Below are 20,862 nucleotides of genomic sequence, written 5' to 3'. Positions count from 1 at the left end.
TATTACTTCTTGCCGTCGTTCTTCTTCGGATCTTCCGGGTCGTTGATGCTGGGTTCCTTCTTGCTCTCCACGACCCTGGCCTTGGCAACCTGCACCGGCAGGCCCTTCAGGTGGTTGAGCGCCTGCGCCAGCTGGAAGTCGTCCTTGCCGCCGAACTCCAGCGGCTTGCGCTTCTTGTCCAGCGCCGCCAGGCGCTGCTCCTCTTCCAGTTCGTCGACCTTGTTGCGGACTTCGGCTTCCTTGTCCTTGTCGTTGGAGAGGTGCTTGGTCAGGTCGGCTTCGCGCAGGCGCAGGCTGTTCAGGCCATCGCCTTCCGGGGTTTCGTCGACCATCAGGTCGGGCACGATGCCGCGGGCCTGGATCGAACGGCCGTTGGGGGTGTAGTAGCGGGCCGTGGTCAGCTTCACCGCGGTGTCGGCGGAGAGCTGGCGGATGGTCTGGACCGAGCCCTTGCCAAAGGTCTGGCTGCCCATGATGGTGGCGCGCTTGTAGTCCTGCAGCGCGCCCGCCACGATCTCGGAGGCCGAGGCCGAGCCGGAGTTGACCAGCACCACCATCTTCACATTCTTCACCGCCTCCGGCAGTTTGGCCAGCGGATCGCTCAGCGAGCGGGTGCCGTAGAACTCGCGCCGCGCATAGAAGGTCGCCTTGGAATCCGGCAGCTGGCCATTGGTCGAGACGATGGCCACGTCCTTGGGCAGGAAGGCGGCGGAGACGCCGATCGCGCCCGGCAGCACGCCGCCCGGATCATTGCGCAGGTCCAGCACCAGGCCCTTGATGTTGGGGTCCTGGGCATACAGGGCGCCGATCTTCTTGGCCATGTCCTCGACCGTCGGCTCCTGGAACTGCGAGACCCGCACCCAGGCGTAACCGGGTTCGATCAGCTTGGACTTGACGCTCTGCACCCGGATTTCCTGGCGCACGATGGTGATCAGCACCGGCTTGTCTTCTTCCTTGCGCGCCACCGTCAGCGTGATCTTGGTATTGGGCTCGCCTCGCATGCGCTTGACCGCCTCGTCCAGCGTCATGCCCTTGACCGGCGTGCTGTCGAGTCGCGTGATCAGGTCGCCGGCTTTCAGGCCTGCCTTGTAGGCGGGCGAATCCTCGATCGGCGAGATGACCTTCACGTAGCCGTCTTCCATGCCGACCTCGATGCCGAGGCCGACGAACTTGCCCTGGGTGCCTTCACGCAGTTCCTTGAAGGCCTTCTTGTCCAGGTAGGCCGAATGCGGGTCGAGCGACGCCACCATGCCGGAGATGGCCTCGGTCAGCAGCTTCCTGTCCTCGACATTCTCGACATAGTCGGACTTGATCAGCCCGAACACGTCGGCCAGCTGGCGCAGTTCATCGACCGGCAGCGGGGCGCCGGCGTTTTTCTGCGCCAGCGCGTCGAATTGCATCGAGCCGACGACGCCGGCAAGCATGCCTAGACCAATAAGACCGAAGTTCTTGAATTTGCTGCTCATGTGTCACCTGGAAGTTACCCAACCGAGAGGATCGAAGGCGCGGCCCTGATGCCGCATTTCAAAGTATAAACCCGATTGTTCGTTGCCGCCGCTATTGCCTGCACTGGCAATGACTTCGCCGGCCCTGACCGCATCGCCCGGCCGCTTCAGCAGCGACTGGTTATTGCCATAGATGCTCATGTACTGGCCGCCGTGATCGACGATGATCAGGTTGCCGAAGCCGCGCAGCCATTCGGCGAACACCACCCGGCCGCCGGCCACCACCTTGACCTCGGCGCCTTCGGCGGCCTTGATAAACAGGCCTTTCCAGCTCGGGCCGTCGCCGCGGCCGCCGCCGAAACGCGCCGCGATCTCGCCATGCACCGGCATTGCCATCTGGCCGCGCAGCGCCGGGAAGGAAGCCGGGAAGATGCCGGCCGGCGGCGCCGGCGGCGGGGGCGGCGGCAGTGCCCGCTCCCGCTTGTTGGCAGCCAGGCTGGGATTCTCGTCGGCGTCGATCGCATCCGGATTGTTCGCCGGCAGGGGTTTCCCCCTGGGTGCATTGGCTGCCTGCTGTTCGCGCTGCCGCTTCGCGGCCGCCTGCTGCTCGCGCAGCTTTTCCTGGCGGGCGCGTTCGGCGGCGGCCGCCGCGAGCTGCTGCTGGCGCCGCTTCTCGGCGGCGATGTCGGCCAGCCGCTGTTCCTCGATCATCCTGGCCAGCTTGTCGACCAGGCCGCCCAGGCGCTGCTCGTCGCGCTGGATGTTGCCGACTTCCTTGCGCTGCTCGCCGAGCTTGTTCGACAGTTGCGCCACCAGCGTGGCGCGCTTGGCCTTTTCCCGCTCCAGCAGGGCTTTCTGGTCGCGCTGCTCCAACGCGATCTCATCCAGTTCTTCCTTGGCTTCCTGGGTATCGGCCTTGTTCTTTTCCACTGCCGCCACGTCGGCGCGCAGCGATTCGATCAGCCTGGCCTGGGCCTGCGACACATAGCCCAGGTATTGCAGGTCGCGGTTGACGCGGTTCGGGTTGTCGCCCGACAGCAGCAGCTTGATGCGGTCTTCGCCGCCGGCCATGTGCTGCTGGCGCAGGAGCCGCGACAGCCGCGCCTTCTGGGCGTCGACTTCCTTCGTCAGCTGCGCCAGCTCCTTCTGCAGGCGGGCGATGCGGCCGGCCGTGTCCTTCTGCTCGCGGGCAAGGTCGTACAGCGCACGGTTGGCGTCGGAGATCGCCGCTTCGGATTCGGCCAGCGCATCGGCCGCGTCTTCCTTGGCGCTCTCGGTGCGAGTGATATCGCGCTTCAAGGCCGTCAGCTTCTGCTGCAGCACGGCGCGTTCGGCCTCGGCGGCCTGTTTCTGCCGGGTGCGCTCGGTCAGCTTGGCGGCGCCGCCCGGGCCGGCCGCCAATAGCAGCGCCAGGCCCAGCGCGGCGCCGCGCCATCGTTGAACAGTCACGGATTGTCTCGGGAAGGTTTTACTTGGCCTTGCCCTGGCTGGCCACTGCCTGCATGGCTGCGGCAATCGCATCGGCGTCGCCGAGGTAGTAGCTGCGGATCGGTTTCAGGTTGGCATCGAGCTCGTACACCAGCGGCTGGCCGTTGGGCACGTTCAGGCCGACGATGTCGGCGTCGCTGATCCCGTCGAGCATCTTGATCAGCGCGCGCAGGCTGTTGCCGTGGGCCGAGATGATGATGCGCTTGCCCGCCCTGATGGCCGGCGCGATTTCCTCGTCCCAGGCCGGCATCACGCGCGCCACGGTGTCCTTCAGGCATTCCGTCAGCGGGATCTGCTCGCGCTTCAGGCCGGCATAGCGCGGGTCGTTGTAGGAAGCGCGCGGATCATTGGCGTCGAGCGGGTTGGGCGGGGTGTCGTAGCTGCGGCGCCATACCAGCACCTGCTGGTCGCCGTACTTGGCGGCGGTCTCGGCCTTGTCCAGCCCCTGCAGCGCGCCGTAGTGGCGCTCGTTGAGGCGCCAGTCGTTCTTCACCGGCAGCCACATCAGGTCCATTTCATCGAGCGTGATCCACAGGGTGCGGATGGCGCGCTTGAGGACGGAAGTGTAGGCGACGTCGAAGGAGAGGCCGGCATCCTTCAGCAGCTTGCCGGCGTGGCGCGCTTCGGCCACGCCTTTTTCGGTCAGGTCGACATCGGTCCAGCCGGTGAAGCGGTTTTCCAGATTCCAGGTGGATTCGCCGTGGCGCATCAATACGATTTTGTACATGGGGCTTTTATGGTCTATGGGGAAATGGGGGCAAATGCGGGCAAACGCGGGTTTTGCAGGTTTTGAATTGTAAACCGACTTCTATTTTATAATGTCGCGCTCTTTTGGCAGTTCCAACCCTATCCAACCGGTTTCCTCCTCCCGATTCCACCTACTGACGACGGCAAGCTTGTGAAATTCTTCATCGATAATATCTGGCTGATCGCGCTGGCCCTGCTATCCGGCGGCGCGCTCTTTCTGCCCACCCTGCAACGCGGCGGCGCGCGCGTCTCGCTGCTGCAGGCCACCCAAATGCTGAACCAGGGCAAGGGCGTGATCCTGGACATCCGCGACCAGGATGAATTCGCCGCCGGCCATATCCGCGACGCCCGCCACATCCCGCTGAAGGATTTGAAGTCGCGCATCAGCGAGCTGGACAAGTTCAAATCGAAATCGGTAATCGTTGTATGCTCTTCCGGTGCGCAGTCGGCCCGCGCGGCCAGCCAGCTGAAGAGCGCCGGCTTTTCCGAAGTCTACAGTCTCGATGGCGGCCTGGCCGCGTGGCGGGCACAGGGCCTGCCGACCGCGAAATAATCAAGGAACAACATCATGACCGCGCATGTTCTCATGTACAGCACCGGCGTCTGCCCCTATTGCGTGATGGCGGAGCGCCTCCTGAAAGCCAAGGGCGTTGACGAGATCGAAAAGGTCCGCATCGACCTCGATCCGGAACAACGAAACCACATGATGCAGAAAACCGGCCGCCGCACCGTGCCGCAGATCTACATCGGCGACACCCATGTCGGCGGCTTCGACGACCTGTCCGCGCTCGACCGCGCCGGCAAGCTCGAACCGCTCTTGCGCGGCGAATAAGCAACCACCTTCCTACATAGAAAGAAGTCCATGTCCGACGAAAACCTGCAACCCGTATTCCAGATCCAGCGCGTCTACCTGAAGGATGTCTCGCTGGAGCAGCCGAATTCCCCGACCATCTTCCTCGAGCAGGAAGCGCCGAACATGGAAGTGGCGGTCGACGTCGGCGCCGAGCCGCTGGCCGACGGCATCTTCGAGTCCACCGTGACCATCACCGTGACCGCCAAGATCAAGGACAAGGTTGCCTTCCTGGTCGAATGCAAGCAGGCCGGCATCTTCGAGGCCCGCAACATCCCGGCCGAACAGCTCGACCCGCTGCTGGGCATCGGCTGCCCGAACATCGTGTACCCGTACCTGCGCGCCAACATCGCCGACCTGATCACCCGCGCCGGCTTCCCGCCGGTGCACCTGTCGGAAATCAATTTCGAGCTGTTCTACCAGCAGCGCCTGCAGGCGCTGGCCGAGCAGCAGGGTCAGCAGGCGGGCGGCGCCGGCATCGTGATGCCGGACGGTTCGCAGGCCAAGCACTGAGCATTGCAATGAAACGCCGTATTGTTTGGGCCGCTGCCCTGGCTGCCATAGCCGCCACGCTGGCGGCGCCAGCGGCGCGCGCCGCCGAGTTCAAGTCGGTGGGCGCCGCGCCCGCCATCCTGTACGACGCGCCGTCCGAACGCGGCCGCAAGATGTTCGTCGCGCCGCGCGGCATGCCGGTCGAAGTGGTGCTGAGCTATGGCGAATGGACCAAGGTGCGCGATGTCGCGGGCGACCTGTCCTGGGTCGAAGCCAAGGCCTTGGACAACCGGCGCCATGTGGTCGTCAGCACCGCCGGCGCCAGGGTGCGCGCCAGCGCGGACGAGGCCGGCGCTGTGGTATTCACCGCCGACAAGGGCGTGCTGCTGGAACTGGCCGAGCCGATTTCATCGGGCTGGATCAAGGTGCGCCATCGCGATGGCCAGGGCGGCTATATCCGCGCCGCCGACATCTGGGGCGACTGAGTCAGCGTGAAGATCACGGTATTGGGCGCTGGCGCCTGGGGTACCGCGCTGGCACTGGCGCTGGCGGCGCGCCATGACGTGCTGCTGTGGGGACGCAACCAGGACGCGATCGGCCGCATGGCGGCAGCGCGCGAGAACCACGATTATCTTCCCGGCTTTGCGCTGCCGCCGCGGCTGCGGTTCTCCGCCGATCTGCCAGAGGCGCTGGCCCATGTGGCCGCGCCCGATGCGCTGCTGATCGTTGCCACCTCGGTGGCCGGCCTTCGGCCGCTGGCTGCCCAGCTCAAAACCTATCCCATTCCGAATATCGTCTGGCTCTGCAAGGGTTTCGAGGAAGAGACCCGGCTGCTGCCGCACCAGGTGGTGCGCGAGGTGCTGGGCGCGGACCTGCCCGCCGCGGCGCTGTCCGGACCCTCCTTTGCCCAGGAAGTCGCGCAGGGCCTGCCATGCGCGCTGACGGTGGCATCGAGCAACGCCGACCTGTGCGAGCGGGTGGTGGCGGCGCTGCACGGTGGCGCCATCCGCGTGTATTCCACCGACGACCTGGTGGGCGTGGAAGTCGGCGGCGCGGTCAAGAACATCCTGGCGATTGCCACCGGCGTGGTCGACGGCATGGGGCTGGGCCTGAATGCGCGCGCCGCGCTGATCACCCGCGGCCTGGTGGAAATCTCAAGACTGGGCGTGGCGCTCGGCGGCCGGCCCGAAACCTTCATGGGCCTGACCGGCATGGGCGACCTGATCCTTACCTGCACCGGCGACCTGTCGCGCAACCGCCGCGTCGGCCTCGGCCTGGCGCAGGGCAAGCCGCTGGACGTCATCGTGGCGGAGCTGGGGCATGTGGCCGAAGGCGTGCGCTGCGCCCGGGCGGTGCGGGAACTGGCCGCGCAACATGGCGTGACGATGCCGATCGCCGGCGCGGTGGCCGGCGTCCTGTTCGACGGCGATGCGCCGGACGCGATGGTGGCCCGACTGATGGCGCGCGATCCGCAGCCGGAGCAGGGCTGAGCGGCGACGGCAAACTGCAATCGCCTTCCGCTCCGCAGTTCCCTAGGGCTTGCTGCCGACCGGGCCGCCGGTGTTGACCGGCCGGTTCAGCAATACGGTCATCAGCACCGAGGTGTTTTCCGTGGCATGCAGCGCATGCGGCACCTTGGGCGCGAGATAGACCATCTGGCCCGGCGCCAGCGTCTGCCGCCTGCCGTGGGCTTCCAAGTCGACACTGCCTTCCAGGCACTGCAGCGTCACATCGCCTTCCACCCAGTGTTCAGGCATCGATTTGCCCGCCTGCAGCACCAGGCGCATCAGTTCCAGATGCTCGGTCTTCAGGAATGCAGTGGAGACTGCGCTTTCCAGTTGGTCGCCCAGGGGCGCGATGTTGATCAAGTCGCCAGAGGCGGCATGGGGCAGGGACATAAACGTTCTCCCAAAGCAAAATTCATAGCCTACATTGCCGCTCGCGAACGGCATTGCGCATGATCGAGTCGTTTTGAACTAATCGCGGCACTTTGCTACTAGTATTGCTGTCAGAGAAGATGCACGAAAGAATGATCGCCGGTGCTTGCAGCCGTGCCAATGATTACCGTTTTATTTCTTTATGTCATTTTCTTGTTTTCTCTGCATGCCGTCCCGGTACTGCCCTTATACTTCCATTTCTCCTCACCCGTAACCGAATCCATGCTCAAGTCTTCTGCTTCCGTTTCCGTTTCCCGGCGCGCACTGGCGCGTGGCTTTACCCTGATTGAAATCATGGTGGTGGTGGTCATCATGGGCATTCTTGCCGCGCTGGTGGTGCCCAAGCTGATGGGCCGCACCGACGACGCCCGCATCATGGCGGCACGCTCGGACATTTCCACGCTGATGCAATCGCTCAAGCTGTACCGGCTCGACAACCAGCGCTATCCGACCACCGAGCAGGGGCTGCAGGCGCTGGTCTCCAAGCCCACCAGCGGCCCGGCCGCCAACGGCTGGAAGCAGGGCGGGTACATCGACAAGCTGCCCAAGGACCCATGGGGCAATCCCTACCAGTACCTCTCACCCGGCCTGCGCGGCGAAGTTGACGTGTTCTCGCTGGGCGCGGACGGCCAGCCAGGCGGCACCGGCAACGATGCCGACATCGGGTCGTGGGATCTCTGACCTTCCACCAGGCCAGCCGCGCACAGCGCGGCTTCACGCTGCTTGAATTGCTGGTGGTGCTGGTCATTGCCGGCATCACGCTGGGCATTGTGTCGTTCAACGCCATGCCCGGCCCGCAGCAAAACCTGAAGGACGACGCCCAGCGCATCGCGCTGCTGCTGCAACTGGCGCGCGACGAAGCCATCGTGCGCGACCGGCCGATCGCCTTCGAGGCCGACAGCGAAGGCTACCGCTTCCTGCAGCGCGAGGAAAAAACCTGGCAGCCGCTGCGCGCCGACGACATGCTGCGCCCGCGCCAGTTCAAGCGCGCGCCGGTCACCCTGCTGGTGTTTCCGCCGCCGGATGGCAATGCCATGCCGCTGCGCATCGTGTTCGGCCGCGAGCCGGTGCAGCAGCCTTTCGTGCTGACGCTGGCGCTGGCCGATACCAGCGTGGCGATCCGGGCCGATGGCATCGGCCACTTTACCGTTGACTGAGATGCCTGCCCCGTCCAGATCGCTTGCGCGCCATGCCGGCTTTACCCTGCTGGAAGTGCTGGTGGCCCTGGCCATCGTCGGCACCGCGCTGGGGGCGAGCCTGCGCGCGGTCGGCAGCCTGACCCAGAACAGCAACGACCTGCGGGCGTCGCTGATGGCGACCTGGTCGGCCGAGAACCGGCTGTCGCAGATCCGCATGGCCAGGGAGTGGCCGCCGCTGGGCAACCGCAGTTTCGAATGCCCGCAGGGCGAACTGGCGCTGGTCTGCCAGGAAAGCGTGTTCGCCACGCCCAATCCGGCGTTCCGCCGGGTGGAAGTGAGCGTGGTCGACGCCGCCAGCCCGGAGCGGCGCATCATCAAGCTGACCCAGGTGGTGCCCAATGGCCTGTAGACCATATCGATATCGCCAGCGCGGCGTTGCGGTGGTGACGGCGCTGCTGCTGACCACGCTGGCGGTGACCATCGTGGCCAGCCTGTTCTGGCAGCAGCAGGTGCAGGTGCGCTCGATCGAGAACCAGCGCCTGCAACTCCAGAAGCAATGGATACTGCGTGGCGCGCTCGACTGGGCGCGCCTGATCCTGCGGGAAAACGCCCGTCTTTCCAATTACGATTCGCTCGACCAGCCATGGGCGGTGCCGCTGCTCGACACCCGGCTGGACCAGTATGTGGAAAACAACCGGGCCGATACCGAGAGCAGCGACGCCACGCTGTCGGGCCAGATGGTGGATGCGCAGTCGCTGTACAACCTGACCAACCTGGCCCCGAACGGCCAGATCGTGAAAAAGGAAGTGAAGGCTTTCGCCCGCCTGCTGGCCAGCCAGCGGCTCAATCCGTCGCTGGCGCAGGATACGGCGGCGATGGTGGCGTCCAGCGTGCCCAGGCAGCTGCTGCCTGTTGCCGGCGGAACCGGCGCCGGGCAGGATATCGATCCCCTGACCGGGCTGCCGCGCGCCAACGCCAATCCCAATCCCAATACCGGCGCCACCGGCAACCAGGGCACGCCAACGGTCACCGTCGGCAGCCAGCGCCTGATGCCGATGACCCAGGTGGAAGACCTGCTGGCCATACCCGGCTTTACGCCCGAAGCGGTGGAGAGGCTGCGCAATCTGGTAATCTTCCTGCCGCAGGGGGGAACCAGTCTGAATATCAACACCGCGCCGGTGGAGGTTCTGGCGGCGGTGATCGAAAATATATCGACGTCGGACGCGGCAGTGATCGTGGCAACCCGCACCACCGCCAGCTTTCGCAGCAAGGAAACGATTGCGAACCAGTTGCCGGGCATCCCGACGGTCGGTCCCAGCAATCTGGATGTCTATTCGAACTATTTTCTGGTCAATGGTCGGGTAAAGCTGAACCGGGCTGCATTGCAGATCCAGGCGCTGATGAAGCGCACGGGTCGTGGCCCGTCCGCGAAAACCCAGCTGGTATGGATACGCGAAAACTAGAAGGAAGTCCTTGAGCACACTGTATCTACGCCTGCCGTCCAAGGCAGCTTTCGACAGCACCTCCCAGTGGGAAGTGCTGGACTGCCCCTATGCGCTCGCCGCGCCGTCCGGCCTTCTGGAGCAGGAGGGCGTCGCTGCCCTGTCGCAGGTGTCGGCGCTGGCCGCGCGCGCGCAGCGCGTGGTGCTGCTGGTGGCGGCCAGCGACGTCACCATGCTGCGGGTGCAGTTGCCGCCGATGTCGGCGGCGCGCCAGCGGGCCGCGCTGCCCAACCTGGTGGAAGACCAGCTGATCACCGATCCGGCCGAATGCATCGTCATCGGCGGCGCCCTGGCCGATGGTTTGCGCACGGTGGCGGTGGTGCAACGGGCCTGGCTGGAGCTGATGACGCGCACCGTGCTCGGTTCCGGCATGGCGCGCATTTCGGCCCTGCCGGCCCAGTTGTGCGTGCCCCATGTGGCCGACTTCGTGCAGGCGGCGGTGCTGGAGCACGATGCCGACATCGAACTGACGCTGCGCCTGTCGCCGCAGGATGGCATGGGCTTGGCGATCCTGCCCGAGCATCCGGCCAGCGCGGCGCGCGAGGCGGTCGACGCGGCGCTGGCGATGGCGCACGGCCAGCCGCTGCTGCTGCGGGTGCCGCGCGAACGGGTGCCGGCCTACCAGCAGGCGGCGGCGGACCTGGGCGCGGCCGAACTGGTCACGGTGCAGGCCGACAGCTGGCAGCAATGGATTACCGGCGCCGGCGGCGCCGACATCGACCTGGCGATCGGCCTGGGCGCCTCGGCCCGGCCCAAGCTGAACTGGAAGCCGTGGCGGCTGCCGATCGCGCTGGCGCTGCTGCTGATGGCGGTGAACCTGGTGCCGCTGAACCTGGAATGGATGCGCCTGAAACGGGAATACGACGGCCTGCGCGCCTCGATGACGCAGATCTACAAGGCAGCGTTTCCGAACGAAACCGTGATCGTCGATCCGCTGGCCCAGACCCGGCAGAAGGTGGCCGCCGGCCGCCGCAATGCCGGCCAGGGCACGCCGGACGATTTCAGCGCGCTGGCCGCGGCTTTCGGCGAAGCCTGGCAGAGCGCCGCGGCGCGCGCGCCGGGTGGCGCGCCGCCCACGCTGGCCGGGCTGGAATACCGCGAGCGCAGCCTGTTCGTGCGCCTCAAGCCCGAGGCGCAGGTGCCGTTCGACGCGGTCAGCGCGGCGCTGGCGCGGCGCAATCTGTCCCTGACCGCCGCGCCGGAGCAGGCCGGCGTGGTGATGTGGCAAGTCAAGACCGGAAAATGAGGCAGGGCAGATGAGTGTGAAAACAAGCATGACGGAAGCAGGCCAGGCCGCTTCCCGTTTCTGGGCCGAGCGCAACCTGCGCGAGCAGCGCATCCTGCTGGCCGGCATGGCCGCCATCCTGGCCGCACTGGTCTACCTGCTATTGGTCGCACCGGCGCAGGAAGGCATTGCGCGCTACCAGCGCAGCCTGCCTGAAATGCGCCAGCAGGTGGCCCAGTTGCAGGCCCTCACCCAGGAGGCGGTGATGCTGCCCCAGGGCGACGCCGCCGCGCCGGCCGCCGTGCCGCTGAGCCGCGAAACGCTGGAGGCGGCGCTGCAGCGGCGCGGCCTGAAAGCCGAGAACACCTCGGTGGCCGGCGAGATCGTGCGCCTGCAGCTCCAGGGCGCCTCGTTCAGCACGCTCAACGAATGGCTCAATGAAGCGCGCACCGCGTTCCAGCTGACGGTGACCGAGGCCAGCATCACCGCCCAGCCAACGCCGGACATCGTCAATGCCAGCCTGACCCTGCGCCAGCAGAAGGCGCAATAAGCGAAAGGCAGTCTCCATGGCGTTATCAGATGAAAACCGGAAATCGCACAAAAAGGCGGGAAATTGCTGAGGGCCGTGCTATGGTTGCTTGCGGCAACATTCGCTATCGTGTTGACCGTGCTGGCTTTCCTGCCCGCGGCCTGGATGTCGGTGCTGCTGGAGCGGCAAACCGGCGGCAGGTTTTCGCTGGGCGATGCGCAGGGCACCTTGTGGCAGGGGTCGGCCTTTCTGGGCGGCGCGCCCGGCGCGGACGCGGCGGTGACGCCGCTGCTGCCGGGCCGGTTTGCCTGGCGGCTGTCGCCGCTGGTGGTGCTGGGAACGGTGGATGCCGAACTGAGCAACCCGGCGGCGCTGTCGAAGCCGGTGAAGATTACCGGCGGCTGGACTGCCTGGACCATCAGTGCGGCCTCCATCAGCCTGCCGGCCGAACGCCTGACGGCGCTGGGCGCGCCGCTCAACACGCTGCAGCCGTCCGGACGCATGATGCTGGACTGGCAGCAACTGCAGATCGCGCGGCAGGGCCAGCAGGTGGCAATGACCGGCACGATGCGCCTGACGCTCGACGATATTGCATCCCGGCTGTCGCCGATCAAGCCGCTGGGCGCTTACCGAATGACACTGGAATGGCGCGGCCAGCAGGCGCAGTTGCAGCTGAACTCCCTGCACGGCCCGCTGCTGTTGAGCGGCGCCGGCCGGCTTGACCGCGGCAGAATGCAGTTTTCCGGCAGGGCCGAGGCGGCGCCAGGGCAGGAGCAACGGCTGGCGAATCTGTTGAACCTGCTCGGACAGCGTCGTACCGAAGGCGGCAAGGATTACATCTCACTCGAACTCAAATGAAAAAAATCTTCCCACTGGCAAAATGCCTGCCGACCAAGGCAACCTGGCGCCGCGCTGGCGCCGCCACGCTCGTGATGAGCCTTCTGGCCGGCATGGCCCCGGCGCGGGCGCAGGACCCGTCCCGCAACGAGGCGGTGCTCAATTTCGTTGGCGCCGACATCGAGTCCGTGGTTAAGGCAGTTGGCCATTACACCGGCACCAATTTCCTGATCGATCCGCGGGTCAAGGGCACGATCAGCCTGATTTCCGAAAAGCCGGTGACCAAGGCCCAGGCCATGCAGCTGCTCAGTTCGGCGCTGCGCCTGCAGGGCTATACGGTGGTCGCCAGCGGCCCCTTCACCAAGGTGGTGCCGGAAGCCGATGCCAAGCTGCAGGCCGGCCCGATCCAGACCACGCCCGGCCGCGGCGGCGACGGCGGCGCGGTGCGCGGCGACCAGATCGCCACCCAGGTCTTCAAGCTCAACTATGAGTCGGCGGTGAACATGGTGCCGGTGCTGCGGCCGCTGATCTCGCCCAACAACACCATCAATGCCAATCCCGGCACCAACAGCCTCGTCATTACCGACTATGCCGACAACCTGCGCCGGCTGGGCCGCATCATCGCCTCGCTGGACATGCCGGCCGCGGCCGACCTCGACGTGCTGCCGATCCGGCATGCGGTGGCCACCGATATCGCCACCATGGTCAACCGGCTGCTGGACGGCGGCAGCGCCGGCGGCCAGCCGGGCGGGCAGGGCGTGGTTGGCGGCAGCGACCGCACCAGCCTGCTGGCGGACAGCCGCACCAACTCGGTCATCATCCGGGCGCCGTCCGAAGCCCGCGCCCGGCTGGCGCGCTCGCTGGTCGACAAGCTCGACCAGCCTACCGCCATGCCCGGCAATGTGCATGTGATCTACCTGAAAAACGCCGAAGCCACCAAGCTGGCGCTGACCCTGCGCGCGGTGGTGGCGTCGGACCCGTCGGCATCCGGCCTGCAGACCGGCAACACCGGCGCATCCACGCCGACCAATCCGGCGCTGACTAACACCAGCGGCGCGGGCCTCGGCCAGACCGGCGGCGGGCTCGGTCAGGGCGGCCTGGGGCAGGGCGGCGCGGGTTTTGGCCAGGGTCAGGGCCAGGGCAGCGGCCCGCTGCCCACCGGCGGACCCGGCGGCTTCATTCAGGCCGACCCGGCCACCAATTCCCTGATCATCACCGCCAGCGAGGCGGTCTACCGCAACCTGCGCAGCGTGGTCGACCAGCTCGATGCCCGCCGCGCCCAGGTCTATATCGAGTCGCTGATCGTCGAGGTCACCGCCAAGCGCGCCGCCGAATTCGGCATCCAGTGGGCCGGCCTGTCCGGCAACGGCGACAGCGCCTACCGGGTCGGCAGCATCACCGGCTTTTCCAGCGGCGGCAACAACCTGATCACGCAGGCGGCGGCGCGCCTTGCCGGTACCACCGGTGGTGCCACTCCGGCAGTGGCAGCACCGGGCAATGGCCTGAACCTCGGCGTGTTCCGCCAAGTGGCCGGCCAGCTGACGCTGGGCCTGATCGCCCGCGCGCTGGAGACGGACAACAATGCCAACATCCTGTCCATGCCCAACCTGATCACGCTGGACAATGAGGAAGCCCGCATCATCGTCGGCCAGAACGTGCCCTTCGTGACCGGCCAGTACACCACCGCCGCGTCCGGCGGCGCCGCCGGCGTCAATCCGTTCCAGACCGTCGAGCGCAAGGACATCGGCCTGTCGCTGGTAGTCAAGCCGCAGGTGTCGGAAGGCGGCACCGTGAAGATGGCGATCTACCAGGAAACCTCGGCCATCGACGAAACCAAGAACAATGTCTCCGGTCTGATCACCACCAAGCGCGCGATCCAGACCAATGTGCTGGTCGACAATGGCGAAATCATCGTGCTGGGCGGCCTGATCGACGACCGCAACAGCAATGGCACGGAAAAGGTGCCGGGGCTAGGCGACATCCCCGTGGTCGGCAACCTGTTCAAGTACCAGAACACCAGCCGGGAAAAGACCAACCTGATGGTCTTCCTGCGACCCACCCTGATCCGCAGCGCCGATCAGAACCTGAACGTGGCAAGCGACCGCTACGAATACATCCGCGGCCAGCAGCTGCAGACCAAGCAGCCCGAGTCGCCGGTGCTGCCCAACGTCGGCAGGCCCATCGTGCCGGTGATGGAAAACGGCCGCCTGAAAGATGGCGACCTGCTGAACCTGCCGCCGGGCGCCAATGGCATACCGCCGCGCAATCCGCTGCAGCCGGGCCTGCCGCCCGAGACGCAGCCCATGCCCGTTCAACCCGCGTTGCCGCCCCAACCGGCGGCGCCGCAACCAGGCCTGCCGCAGTTCACCCAGTAAGCGGCGGCAAAGAGAGAAATCATGGAAGCCCGACTGTTACCGTATGCCTTCGCCCGCGACCATGCCGTGCTTGCACAGCGCGGCGCCACGCCCGATACCGGCGTCGAGGTCTGGGTGTCGGACGCCACCGCGCCCCGCGCCATCGCCGAGGTCAGCCGCCGTTTCGGCCGCATCCGCTTGAAGCGCATGGACCGCGAGGCGCTCGACGCCGCGATCGCCCGCGCCTATGCCGGCGCCGGCAACGACGCCGCCCAGGTGATCGACGAATACGAGTCCGACCTCGACCTGGCCAAGATGATGCAGGACATGCCGGCGGTGGAAGACCTGCTGGAGTCGGCCGACGACGCGCCGGTGATCCGCATGATCAACGCGCTGCTGACGCAGTCGCTGCGGGAAGGCGCCTCCGACATCCATATCGAGCCCTTCGAGCAGATCTCGGTGGTGCGCTTTCGCATCGACGGCGCGCTGCGCGACATCGTGCGGCCCAAGAAGGCGATCCATGCCTCGATGATTTCCCGCATCAAGATCATGGCCCAGCTCGACATCGCCGAGAAGCGGCTGCCGCAGGACGGCCGCATCACGCTGCGGGTGGGCGGCAAGCCGGTCGACGTGCGCGTCTCGACCCTGCCCACCGGCCACGGCGAGCGCGCCGTGCTGCGTCTCCTGGACAAGGAAGCCGGCCGGCTGGACCTGCAGAGCCTGGGCATGGACGACCCTACCCTGAAGGAATTCGACCACCTGATCGCCCAGCCGCACGGCATCGTGCTGGTGACCGGCCCGACCGGTTCCGGCAAGACCACCACGCTGTACGCCGCGCTGTCGCGCCTGAATGCCGCCAGCACCAACATCCTGACGGTGGAAGACCCGATCGAATACGAGCTGGCCGGCGTCGGCCAGACCCAGGTCAATGCCCGCATCGACATGACCTTTGCCAAGGCCCTGCGCGCCATCCTGCGCCAGGACCCGGACGTGATCATGATCGGCGAGATCCGCGACCTGGAAACCGCGCAGATCGCGGTGCAGGCCTCCCTCACCGGCCACCTGGTGCTGGCGACCCTGCACACCAACGATTCGGCCGCCGCCGTCACCCGCCTGCTGGACATGGGCATCGAGCCCTTCCTGCTGTCGTCCTCGCTGCTGGGGGTGGTGGCGCAGCGCCTGGTCAGGAAGCTGTGCCCGCACTGCCGGCGCCATGACGGCACCATGTGGCATGCGGTCGGCTGCGACAAGTGCGGCATGACCGGCTACCAGGGCCGGGTTGGCGTCTATGAGCTGCTGCAGACCACCGACCAGATCCGTTCCCAGATCCACGACCGCGCCGCCGAGGCCGACATCCGCGCCACCGCCCAGCGCGACGGCATGCGCACCATGCGTGAGGATGGGGAACGCTGGCTGGCCGACGGCACCACGACGCAGGCCGAACTGCTGCGCGTGACCAAGGATTGACGAGGAAAACCCGTGCCCGCATTCCGCTATGAAGCCGTCGACACGCTGGGCGCCACCCGCAAGGGCGTGCTCAATGCCGACAGCGCCCGCGCCGCCCGCTCCGACCTGCGCACCCAGGGCCTGGTGCCCATCGTGGTCGATGCCATCGCCTCGCAGGTCGACGAAAGCGGCCAGACGCGCCGGCGCGGCCTGGGCGACCGGCTGTCGACGGTCGAGCTGTCGCTATTCACCCGCCAGCTGGCCAGCCTGCTGGAAGCCAGCCTGCCGCTGGAGCAGGCCTTTACCGCCTTGCTGGAGCAGGCGGAACGCACCTATGTGCGCGACCTGATCGCGTCGATCCGCTCCGAGATCATGGGCGGCGCGTCGCTTTCCGACGCGCTGGGCCAGCATCCGCGCGACTTTGCCGACATCTACCGGGCGCTGGTCGCGTCCGGCGAGCAGATCGGCCAGCTGGCCAAGGTGCTGTCGCGCCTGGCCGATTACATCGAGCGCCGCAACTCGCTGGTGCAGAAGGTGCGGCTGGCCTTTACCTATCCGGCCATCGTCACCGTGGTGGCGTTCGCCATCGTGATCTTTTTGCTGACCTATGTGGTGCCGCAGATCGTCTCGGTATTCGCCAACACCAAGCAGAAGCTGCCGCTCCTGACCGTGGTGATGCTGGCGATCTCGGACTTCGTGCGCAACTACGGCCTGATCGTGGCGGGCGTGGTGATCGCGCTGTTCTGGGCCTGGCGCCGGGCGCTGAAGAACCCGGTGATCAAAATGCGCTGGCATCGCTGGCTGCTGACGGCGCCGATGTATGGCAAGTTCGAGCGCAGCCTGAACACCGCCCGCTTTGCCAGCACGCTGGCCATTACCACCGGTTCCGGGGTGCCTATCCTGCGCGCCCTGCAAACCAGCCGCGACACCCTGTCCAACGTGGCGATGCGGGCCCAGGTCGAGGAAGCGGCCAACAGCGTGCGCGAAGGCGTGGGCCTTGCGCGGGCGCTGTCGGCGCACAAGCATTTTCCGCCGATGCTGATCCACATGATCCGCGCCGGCGAAGTCACCGGCGAACTGCCGGCCATGCTGGACCGCGCCGCCAATGCCCAGGAACAGGACCTGGAGCGGCGGGCGCTGACCATCGCCGGCCTGCTGGAGCCGGCGCTGATTCTTGCCATGGGCGTGGTGGTGCTGCTGATCGTGCTGGCAGTGCTGATGCCGATTATTGAAATCAACCAGCTGGTGCGCTGATGCCAAAAGCCGCACAGATAAGGGAAGTCGAATGAAACGCTGGCCGCTGCTTACCAGTTTCGTGCTGTTCATTGCGCTCTGCGTGTCCGCCACCTATTGGGGCATGCAGCTGCTGAAACCGCCGGCGCGCCCGGTCGCCGCGCCGCCGCCGGCGGTGCAGGCGCCGCCCGACCCGCGCGCCGCGGCCGTGCTGTTCGGCGGCCGCCAGGGCCCGGTGGCGATCGCCACCAATTACCAGTTGCGCGGCGTGGTGTCGTCCGGCACCAGCGGCGAAAGCGTGGCGATCCTGTCGGCCGACGGCAAGCCGCCAGAGGCAGTGCGCGCCAACCGCGAGTTCCAGCCGGGCGTGCTGATCAAGGAAGTGCATCCGCGCTATGTGCTGCTGCAGGAAAACGGCGTGATGAAGCGGGTCGAGCTGCTGGACGAGGGCAAGGGCGGGACGATGGCCGATACCAGCAATCGCCCGCCTGTTTCAAGAGCCATGCCGCCGCCGCCAGGCATGCAGCAGCCGCAAATGCAGATGCAGCAGCCGCAAATGCAGATGCAGCAGCCGCAATCGGCGCCCATGCCGCCGCAGGTCCAGGCAGTGCCGGAGGGCGCGCCGCCGGCGCAGGGCTTTGCCAGCCCCATGGGCGGCATGCAGCGTTGACCCTGGCATCAGCGGCTTTTGCCGATGCCGACGCCACTGGCGTTGGCGTTGGCGTTGGCGTTGGCGTTGGCGTTGTTGCGGTCATTGCCGTCAACGTCCCGGCAACTGAAATCCAGTCAAGTGTGCCAGGACAGGGCTGAATCCGGAATCCAGACAGCATCCGCCTTGGTGTTGCCTCTGTGGCAATTCCTTCCTTACAGCCTCCGGCCGCGTTGTCGAGCGCAATATTTCCCCGTATTAAGCCAATACGACTTCGCGCAAAGAAGCGTGAAAACGATCGTCCACAAACCCGACCGCCACGACCGACGCAAAACTCCTTTCTTAAAACCTTGTCAAACTTGCATCTGATCAAGTTTTTGGGGAATTTCCGTGGACAAGCGCACAAGCCAGCGTCGTGGCTGGATGTGGTCGATTGCCGGCATGGGCTGGCATGCCATCAAGGTCATGACGGTTGCCGGCATTGCCGTGGCGCTGCTGCTGGCAGGGCTGGTGTATGTGACCATCCAGGAAACGCCCGAGGTGGACCGTCTGCAGACCGTGCGCGCGATGCAGCCCAGCGTGGTTCTGGCGGCCGATGGCAGCGAACTGACCACCCTGCGCAATGTGCAGCGGGAATGGCTGCTGCTGGAAAAGATGTCGCCGCACGTGATCCATGCCCTGATCGACACCGAGGACCGGCGCTTCTACGAACATCGCGGCTTCGATATCAGGCGCACGCTGTCGGCGGCGCTGCATACCGCCAATGGCGAGACCCAGGGCGGCTCCACGATTACCCAGCAACTCGTGCGCAACCTGCACCCGGAAGAAATCGGTCGCGCCCGCACCGTCAGCCGCAAGCTGCGGGAAATCATCACCGCCGTGCGCATCGAGCAGCGCTACAGCAAGGATCAGATCCTTGAGACCTATCTCAATACCGTGCCCTTCCTGTACAACGTCTACGGCATCGAGATGGCTGCGCGCACCTATTTCGCCAAGCCCGCCACCGAACTCGCGCCGGTCGAGGCGGCCACCCTGGTGGGCATGCTCAAGGGTACCCATTACTACAATCCGGTCGTGAACCCGGAACGGGCGAAGGCGCGCCGCAACGTGGTGCTGGCGCAGATGGTGCGCGGCGGCAATCTGGCGCAGGCCGACGTCGACCAGCTCGGCGGCCTGCCGCTGCAGCTGCGCTTCCAGCGCCAGGCCGAGCCGACCGGCAGCGCCACCCATTTCACCGAATACGTGCGCAAGTGGCTGGTGGACTGGGCCGACCGCAATCACCATGACCTCGGCGCCGACGGCCTGGTGATCCAGACCACGCTGGATCCGAAGCTGCAGGCCATGGCGGCGCAGGCGGTGGAACGCCAGGCGCAGGTGCTGCAGGCCGTGGCCGACGTGGAATGGAGCCAGCCGTCCGGCAAGCTGCTGTCCAAGACGCCCGCCGCCTATGAAAAATTGCAGGGCAAGGTAGTCCCGTTCAAACATTTCTGGACCGAGCGCGCCGACCTGCTCGACGCCTTCCTGCGCGAGACGCCGGAATTCCGGCGCGCCGTGGCCGCCGAGGGCGAGGCCGCGGTGCTGAAGAGGCTCAGGCGCGATCCGGACTTCATCAACCGGCTGCAGCAGGCCAAGACCCGGCTCGAAGCCGGCTTCGTGGCGCTGGACCCGGACAGCGGCGAGGTCCGGGCCTGGGTCGGCAGCCGCGACTTCCAGCGCGACCAGTATGACCATGTGGCGCAGGCGGAACGCCAGCCCGGCTCCACCTTCAAGCCCTTTGTCTATGGCGCGGCGCTGGAAGCCGGCCTGGCGCCGGAGCGCATGTATGCCGATGGCCCGGTGGAGATCCGGCTTGGCGACGGCCGCGTCTGGCGCCCTGGCGACATGGGCGGCGCCAGCGGCCGCATGATGAGCCTGCGCGACGGCCTGGTGTATTCCAAGAACACGATCACCGCGCAGGTGATGCAGGATGTCGGCGTCAGGCAGATTGTCGACCTGGCCCAGGCCGCCGGCGTACGCCGCAGCAAGCTCGACGCGGTGCCATCGCTGGCGCTGGGCACCAGCCCGGTAACGCTGCTGGAAATGGCGGCTTCCTACGGCACCATTGCCCGCGGCGGCCTGTATCAGGAGCCAATCTTCGTTCGTCGCATCACTGATCGCAATGGCCGGGTGCTGGCCGAATTCAGCCGCGCCCCGGTACGGGTGATCAGCGAGCATACCGCCGTCGAACTGATCGACATGATGCGCGGCGTGATCAGCCGCGGCACCGGCACTGCGATGAAGACCCAGTTCAAGGTGAGCGCCGATATCGCCGGCAAGACCGGCACCACGCAGAACAATACCGATGGCTGGTTCATGCTGATGCATCCGGCGCTGGTGATGGGCGCCTGGGTCGGCTTCAACGATGCCCGCGTCACCATGCGCAGCGACTACTGGGGGCAGGGCGGCCACAATGCGCTGCTGCTGGTGGGCGACTTCTTCCGGGAAGCGATGCAGGCCGGCAAGCTGGATGCGAAGGCGTCCTTCCCGCGTCCGGAGCGTCCGCCGGTGATGGTATCGGCGCCGCTGCCCTACGGCATGGATGCCCAGGGCGAAATCATCAGCGCCGACAGCCAGCGTCCGGCCACACCACCGCCACCGCCTGCCACCACCATGGCCGGTATCGTGGTGCGCCGTTATGCCGGCGGCGGCATCTGGATCGGCGACAGGGAGTCAGCCGCCCAGGCTGACAGCATGGCGGCGGCAAAGACCGAGGAGGAATTGAGCGGCGTGATGAGCGGCATGGGGCGCGATCCGGTCAGCGGTGCCCGGATGGCGGCGCGCAGCGCGGTGGATTATGGCGACCGGCAGCCGGTCGGCAGCGCGGGAACATCGGGCGGCGGGGATACGGCTTCTGGTTCGGATACCGACTCGATTCGCTGAAAACACCGATTTGGTCAGAACCTGGTGAAATTTGCTCAGGCAAACTCTTTCAAATTTCGTTGACAAAGTG

21 protein-coding genes are annotated in these 20,862 nt (G+C 66.4%); 17 read left to right on the top strand and 4 right to left on the bottom strand.

Annotated elements, in window-relative coordinates:
* Nucleotides 1–2: 2 nt before the first annotated feature.
* The 3 genes from KTQ42_RS13965 to gpmA are packed head-to-tail and all read right to left on the bottom strand — an operon-like array spanning nt 3 to nt 3,660.
* Entirely contained in the window at nt 3–1,466 is a 1,464-nt protein-coding gene (locus KTQ42_RS13965; RefSeq protein WP_217346048.1) for a S41 family peptidase, read from the bottom strand.
* Between the two features lie 3 nt (nt 1,467–1,469).
* Nucleotides 1,470–2,894 (bottom strand): peptidoglycan DD-metalloendopeptidase family protein, encoded by a 1,425-nt coding sequence (locus tag KTQ42_RS13960; protein WP_349292150.1) that lies wholly within the window; start codon nt 2,892–2,894, stop codon nt 1,470–1,472.
* Between the two features lie 19 nt (nt 2,895–2,913).
* On the bottom strand, nt 2,914–3,660 hold the full coding sequence (gpmA, locus tag KTQ42_RS13955) for a 2,3-diphosphoglycerate-dependent phosphoglycerate mutase (protein ID WP_217346046.1): 747 nt from the start codon (nt 3,658–3,660) through the stop codon (nt 2,914–2,916).
* Nucleotides 3,661–3,831: 171 nt separating this feature from the next.
* On the opposite strand from gpmA, the gene KTQ42_RS13950 reads away from it, so the two are divergent.
* Genes KTQ42_RS13950 through KTQ42_RS13930 form a run of 5 tightly spaced genes read left to right on the top strand, consistent with a single transcriptional unit; the run spans nt 3,832 to nt 6,512 of the window.
* A complete protein-coding gene (locus KTQ42_RS13950; RefSeq protein WP_194712407.1) occupies nt 3,832–4,233 on the top strand; it encodes a rhodanese-like domain-containing protein in 402 nt (133 codons plus the stop codon).
* 15 nt (nt 4,234–4,248) lie between these two features.
* Nucleotides 4,249–4,512: a glutaredoxin 3 gene (grxC, locus tag KTQ42_RS13945; protein ID WP_194712408.1), complete on the top strand. Its 264-nt coding sequence runs from the start codon at nt 4,249–4,251 to the stop codon at nt 4,510–4,512.
* A 30-nt stretch (nt 4,513–4,542) separates the two neighbouring features.
* On the top strand, nt 4,543–5,043 hold the full coding sequence (gene secB / locus KTQ42_RS13940) for a protein-export chaperone SecB (protein WP_217346045.1): 501 nt from the start codon (nt 4,543–4,545) through the stop codon (nt 5,041–5,043).
* 8 nt (nt 5,044–5,051) lie between these two features.
* On the top strand, nt 5,052–5,507 hold the full coding sequence (locus KTQ42_RS13935; RefSeq protein WP_217346044.1) for an SH3 domain-containing protein: 456 nt from the start codon (nt 5,052–5,054) through the stop codon (nt 5,505–5,507).
* 6 nt (nt 5,508–5,513) lie between these two features.
* Nucleotides 5,514–6,512, top strand: a complete 999-nt coding sequence (locus KTQ42_RS13930; protein WP_217346043.1) for an NAD(P)H-dependent glycerol-3-phosphate dehydrogenase — start codon at nt 5,514–5,516, stop codon at nt 6,510–6,512.
* Between the two features lie 42 nt (nt 6,513–6,554).
* Here the strand turns inward: KTQ42_RS13930 and KTQ42_RS13925 are convergent, their stop codons facing one another.
* A complete protein-coding gene (locus KTQ42_RS13925; protein ID WP_217346042.1) occupies nt 6,555–6,920 on the bottom strand; it encodes a cupin domain-containing protein in 366 nt (121 codons plus the stop codon).
* Between the two features lie 261 nt (nt 6,921–7,181).
* Between KTQ42_RS13925 and gspG the strand changes: the two genes are divergently transcribed.
* The 12 genes from gspG to KTQ42_RS13865 all read left to right on the top strand — a co-directional run bounded on the left by gspG (nt 7,182) and on the right by KTQ42_RS13865 (nt 20,792).
* Nucleotides 7,182–7,640: a type II secretion system major pseudopilin GspG gene (gene gspG / locus KTQ42_RS13920; RefSeq protein ID WP_217346041.1), complete on the top strand. Its 459-nt coding sequence runs from the start codon at nt 7,182–7,184 to the stop codon at nt 7,638–7,640.
* On the top strand, nt 7,628–8,116 hold the full coding sequence (gspH, locus tag KTQ42_RS13915; RefSeq protein WP_349292149.1) for a type II secretion system minor pseudopilin GspH: 489 nt from the start codon (nt 7,628–7,630) through the stop codon (nt 8,114–8,116). The genes gspG and gspH overlap by 13 nt, the downstream gene beginning before the upstream one ends.
* A gap of 1 nt (nt 8,117) precedes the next feature.
* Nucleotides 8,118–8,507, top strand: coding sequence for a type II secretion system minor pseudopilin GspI (gene gspI / locus KTQ42_RS13910; RefSeq protein ID WP_217346040.1), 390 nt, complete (start codon nt 8,118–8,120; stop codon nt 8,505–8,507).
* Nucleotides 8,497–9,561, top strand: coding sequence for a type II secretion system minor pseudopilin GspK (gene gspK / locus KTQ42_RS13905; protein WP_217346039.1), 1,065 nt, complete (start codon nt 8,497–8,499; stop codon nt 9,559–9,561). Before gspI ends, gspK begins: the two co-directional genes overlap by 11 nt.
* 10 nt (nt 9,562–9,571) lie before the next feature.
* Nucleotides 9,572–10,846 (top strand): type II secretion system protein GspL, encoded by a 1,275-nt coding sequence (gspL, locus tag KTQ42_RS13900; RefSeq protein WP_217346038.1) that lies wholly within the window; start codon nt 9,572–9,574, stop codon nt 10,844–10,846.
* Nucleotides 10,847–10,856: 10 nt separating this feature from the next.
* Nucleotides 10,857–11,375, top strand: coding sequence for a type II secretion system protein GspM (gspM, locus tag KTQ42_RS13895; protein ID WP_217346037.1), 519 nt, complete (start codon nt 10,857–10,859; stop codon nt 11,373–11,375).
* A gap of 108 nt (nt 11,376–11,483) precedes the next feature.
* A complete protein-coding gene (locus KTQ42_RS13890) occupies nt 11,484–12,212 on the top strand; it encodes a type II secretion system protein N (protein WP_349292148.1) in 729 nt (242 codons plus the stop codon).
* A complete protein-coding gene (gene gspD, locus KTQ42_RS13885) occupies nt 12,209–14,566 on the top strand; it encodes a type II secretion system secretin GspD (RefSeq protein ID WP_217346035.1) in 2,358 nt (785 codons plus the stop codon). The genes KTQ42_RS13890 and gspD overlap by 4 nt, the downstream gene beginning before the upstream one ends.
* 21 nt (nt 14,567–14,587) lie before the next feature.
* On the top strand, nt 14,588–16,012 hold the full coding sequence (gene gspE / locus KTQ42_RS13880; RefSeq protein ID WP_217346034.1) for a type II secretion system ATPase GspE: 1,425 nt from the start codon (nt 14,588–14,590) through the stop codon (nt 16,010–16,012).
* Nucleotides 16,013–16,024: 12 nt separating this feature from the next.
* Nucleotides 16,025–17,245, top strand: a complete 1,221-nt coding sequence (gene gspF / locus KTQ42_RS13875; protein ID WP_217346033.1) for a type II secretion system inner membrane protein GspF — start codon at nt 16,025–16,027, stop codon at nt 17,243–17,245.
* Nucleotides 17,246–17,276: 31 nt separating this feature from the next.
* Nucleotides 17,277–17,894, top strand: a complete 618-nt coding sequence (locus KTQ42_RS13870) for a type II secretion system protein N (RefSeq protein ID WP_217346032.1) — start codon at nt 17,277–17,279, stop codon at nt 17,892–17,894.
* A gap of 369 nt (nt 17,895–18,263) precedes the next feature.
* Entirely contained in the window at nt 18,264–20,792 is a 2,529-nt protein-coding gene (locus KTQ42_RS13865; RefSeq protein ID WP_349292147.1) for a transglycosylase domain-containing protein, read from the top strand.
* Nucleotides 20,793–20,862 lie beyond the last annotated feature (70 nt).

It is taken from the genome of Noviherbaspirillum sp. L7-7A, assembly GCF_019052805.1.
Classification (GTDB): Bacteria; Pseudomonadota; Gammaproteobacteria; order Burkholderiales; family Burkholderiaceae_D; genus Noviherbaspirillum_A.
The sequence above is the reverse complement of the archived record's forward strand: the minus strand, read 5'-3'. Positions and strand labels throughout refer to the sequence as shown.

Coding starts and splice junctions, on each gene's coding strand:
- KTQ42_RS13965 (WP_217346048.1), bottom strand. CDS start 1,466: ATGAGCAGCAAATTCAAGAACTTCGGTCTTATTGGTCTAGGCATGCTT.
- gpmA (WP_217346046.1), bottom strand. CDS start 3,660: ATGTACAAAATCGTATTGATGCGCCACGGCGAATCCACCTGGAATCTG.
- grxC (WP_194712408.1), top strand. CDS start 4,249: ATGACCGCGCATGTTCTCATGTACAGCACCGGCGTCTGCCCCTATTGC.
- secB (WP_217346045.1), top strand. CDS start 4,543: ATGTCCGACGAAAACCTGCAACCCGTATTCCAGATCCAGCGCGTCTAC.
- KTQ42_RS13935 (WP_217346044.1), top strand. CDS start 5,052: ATGAAACGCCGTATTGTTTGGGCCGCTGCCCTGGCTGCCATAGCCGCC.
- KTQ42_RS13925 (WP_217346042.1), bottom strand. CDS start 6,920: ATGTCCCTGCCCCATGCCGCCTCTGGCGACTTGATCAACATCGCGCCC.
- gspG (WP_217346041.1), top strand. CDS start 7,182: ATGCTCAAGTCTTCTGCTTCCGTTTCCGTTTCCCGGCGCGCACTGGCG.
- gspI (WP_217346040.1), top strand. CDS start 8,118: ATGCCTGCCCCGTCCAGATCGCTTGCGCGCCATGCCGGCTTTACCCTG.
- gspK (WP_217346039.1), top strand. CDS start 8,497: ATGGCCTGTAGACCATATCGATATCGCCAGCGCGGCGTTGCGGTGGTG.
- gspM (WP_217346037.1), top strand. CDS start 10,857: ATGAGTGTGAAAACAAGCATGACGGAAGCAGGCCAGGCCGCTTCCCGT.
- gspD (WP_217346035.1), top strand. CDS start 12,209: ATGAAAAAAATCTTCCCACTGGCAAAATGCCTGCCGACCAAGGCAACC.
- gspE (WP_217346034.1), top strand. CDS start 14,588: ATGGAAGCCCGACTGTTACCGTATGCCTTCGCCCGCGACCATGCCGTG.
- KTQ42_RS13870 (WP_217346032.1), top strand. CDS start 17,277: ATGAAACGCTGGCCGCTGCTTACCAGTTTCGTGCTGTTCATTGCGCTC.